The organism is Streptomyces sp. NPDC002156 (assembly GCF_053593675.1).
In genome coordinates, this window is the sequence record NZ_JBSFDA010000343.1 from 1 (window position 1) to 3,578 (window position 3,578).

Annotated in this window: 1 protein-coding gene and 1 pseudogene; both read left to right on the plus strand. The window is 72.6% G+C overall.

Annotated features, from left to right (window positions below; genetic code table 11):
• Window positions 1–2,413 (plus strand): annotated as a pseudogene (locus tag ACWCRB_RS49465) (serine protease); the annotation flags it as partial.
• Between the two features lie 173 nt (window positions 2,414–2,586).
• On the plus strand, window positions 2,587–3,534 hold the full coding sequence (locus tag ACWCRB_RS49470) for a bifunctional riboflavin kinase/FAD synthetase (protein WP_369035554.1): 948 nt from the start codon (window positions 2,587–2,589) through the stop codon (window positions 3,532–3,534).
• Window positions 3,535–3,578 lie beyond the last annotated feature (44 nt).

The window sequence follows — 3,578 nt, forward strand, 5'->3', positions numbered from 1 at the left end:
CGAAAAGTACCGCTACCTGGTCGGGAAGAACATTTCCTACGACGAGTACCAGGTCATTCTCAAGTACCCCGCCAATCTCTTCCACTGGCTCGGGAGGTCTGGGGGCGCAGCCCCCAGGGATGGGACGGGTAGGGGCGGCGGGGGCGAAAACCCCCCACGCCAACTACACCTCACCGACCTCACCGAATCCGAAGCCCACCAAGCCCACACCCGCTACGCCATCCCCCCATCCACCCTCACCCCCCAGGACGCCCGCCACCCCCTCACCCTCCGCCTCCTCTCCGAAGTCCGAGCCGCCCTCCCCACCCACCCCGACACCCCGACCACCCCCCACCCCCGCCTCGACCGCCACGACGTCTTCACCGCCTACCTGGACCTGATGTGCCTCCGCATCGCAGTCCGCCTAGCCGCCGAGAACGGCCTACGCGGCACCCCCGTACGCCGCCTGGCAGCGAAGGTCTCCGGCCAGATCCACGAGGCCGCCCGCCGCAGCCTGGGCCCCGGCCAGGGCGAACTGGACCGCGCGTCCTTCGAGTCCGTGTTCCCTTGGGGCCCCGCACCGGCCCACCTGGGCGGCGGCACGGGCTGGGCCTCAGCAGTCCTCACCGAGGGCCTCCTCGTCCCCGCCGGCAGCGGCTACCGCTTCGCCCACGAGGAACTCGCCGACTGGATCCAGGGCACACACCTGGACCTGGACGAGGCGTTGCACGCCCTGGTCCACCGTCGCCGCCCGGAGAACGACAAGAACGCGGCCCTCGTCCCCGTACCGCACCACCGCATCGGCCCGGTCGTCCAGTCGATGCTGCTCCTCGCCCGCCAGCACGGAGCCCCCGAACTGGCCCACCGCCTGAGGGAGTTGGCGCAAGCCATCGACCCGCAACCCCACCCCTCGACCTCCTCCACCACCACAACGACAGCCACCGAGCCAACCACCACGACCCCCACCGCCACCGCCACCGCGACATCCACCTGGTGGGCCACCCACCTCCTCACCGACGTACTCCGCAACGTCCCCGACGCAACCCCGTACACCCACGTCCTGCGCCTCCTCGCCGACCGCATCGTGGCCCGCCGCCGACGGAACCAGACGGTGCCCCAAGAGCTGGGGCCCGCCTTCTGGACGGCCCTCCGCCTCCCCGAAGCCACCGCCGTCGACCTCCTGCGCCGACTCGTCGTGGGCGACGACCCGCCGGGCCAGTCCGACCAGCCCCGTTACCTGGACGCCGTGGCCCAGCTCCTCGCCGCCGACCCCACCTCCGTACAACCGCTCCTCGCCCGCTGGTTCGACGACGACCGTCCGCTGCCCGCGACGCCGGACGCGACCGTGGCGACCGCCGCCCAGGCGCTGCTCCACACCCACCGCCACCGGGCCCTGGACGAGCTGACCGAAGTGCTCGTCGACAGTGCGCACCGGCGTGGGGACGAACTCCTCGCCGTGCTCGCCGAGGAGGAGCCGTCCGCCGTCTGCCGGGCCGTGGACCGGTGGGCGCACGACGAGCGGCCGGCCCGGCGGGTCGCGGCGGTGGCGTACGGCACGCGCGTCGCACCCCAGGTGCGTACCGACGCCGACCTCGACCTCCTGCGCTACGCGGCCCTCGCACTGCTCGCCCGCCCCGGCGACTGCACCCTCCACGGCGGCGCGCTCGCGCTGCTCGTCCGTGATCCGCGTACCCGCGCCCAGCATCTCCCGCAGGCGCTGCGGCACTTCACCGCCGGCGACCCGCAGCTCCCGCCGAGCGCCCTGGTCCCCGCCCTCACGACCCACCCGGAGCCGGTCCTCGAAGCGTTCCGGACCCGGCTGCTCGGTCCGGAACCGGGGGACGTGCTGCGCACCCTCGCCGACATCACGACCCCGGCCCTGGCCCGCCGGGTCGCCGTGCTCGTACGGCAGGCCGTGGAGCGGCGGCCGGAGACCGCCGGGCACATGGCCGCGTACGTCGACCGGCGCCTCGACCAGGGACCGACCGTCCGGCCCGTGCTCCTCCCGCTGGTCACCGGCCTCCTCGACGACGGCCCGGCACCGGTGCGCGCGGCCCTCGCGACCGTGCTCGCCGCGCCCGGGACCCCCGTCTCCCACCCCCTGCGCCATGAGCTCCTCGAAGCCCTGCTGGCCCGGGAGCACGACCCCACCGTCCTGGACGCGGTGCTCCGCACCACGGTGGAGGCCACGGCCCGCCATGGCGAGGAACGCACGCGGGGCCTCGTACACCGCTGCGGTCTGCTGCTCGTACGCACTCCGGACGGTGCGACGCGGTTCGACTGCTGCCTGGTCGAGCTGAGCAGGCGGGTGCCCGGGTTCGCGGCACTGGTGGCGGGCTGGCTGACCGACACCCCGGGGGAGTGGGCCGCCGTGGTCGGCCCCAGCACGCGCCGCATGATCGAGAACCTGGCGGGGGTACGGGTCCCCGCGTAGCGCACGCTTCCGAACTGCGGTCGGCGGTCGGAAACCGGTCGTGTCACGTGCGCCCCGTCACAGCCTCCATGCCGATGCGAGCGGGGCGCGTCCGGCATGGCACCCTTAGACCTGCGTAAGAAGGCCTGCGTAAGAGGCAGACACGGACACGGGTTCGACGAGGAGCGGTCACAGTGCAGCGCTGGCGTGGCTTGGAGGACATCCCCGAGGACTGGGGACGCGGCGTCGTCACCATCGGTTCCTACGACGGGGTCCACCGCGGACACCAGCTGATCATCCGGCATGCCGTGGAGCGCGCCCGCGAGCTGGGCGTTCCCTCGGTCGTCGTCACCTTCGACCCGCACCCCAGCGAGGTCGTGCGCCCCGGCAGCCACCCGCCGCTGCTGGCCCCGCACCACCGCCGCGCCGAACTGATGGCCGAGCTGGGTGTCGACGCCGTCCTCATCCTCCCCTTCACCAAGGAGTTCTCGAAGCTCTCCCCGGCCGACTTCGTGGTCAAGGTCCTGGTGGACAAGCTGCACGCCCGGGCGGTCGTCGAGGGCCCGAACTTCCGTTTCGGCCACAAGGCGGCCGGCAATGTGAAGTTCCTGACCGAACTCGGCCGGACGTACGACTTCGAGGTCGAGGTCGTCGACCTGTATGTGTCGGGCGAGGCGGGCGGCGGCGAGCCGTTCTCGTCCACGCTGACGCGCCGTCTGGTCGGCGAGGGTGATGTCGGGGGCGCGCGCGAGATCCTGGGCCGCCCGCACCGCGTCGAGGGTGTCGTCGTCCGGGGCGCCCAGCGGGGCCGTGAACTCGGCTTCCCCACCGCCAACGTGGAGACGCTGCCCCACACCGCGATCCCGGCCGACGGTGTCTACGCGGGCTGGCTGCACGCGGACGGCGAGGTGATGCCGGCCGCGATCTCCGTCGGCACGAACCCGCAGTTCGACGGCACGGAACGAACGGTGGAGGCGTACGCCATCGACCGCGTCGGCCTCGATCTGTACGGCCTGCACGTCGCCGTCGACTTCCTGGCGTTCGTGCGCGGCCAGGCCAAGTTCGACTCGCTGGACGCGCTGCTCGTACAGATGGCCGAGGACGTCAAGAAGTGCCGCGAGCTGATCGCGGCGGCGGAGTAGCGACTCGTACGCCTACTGCAGAAAAGGCGGCCGATGCCCTGGGT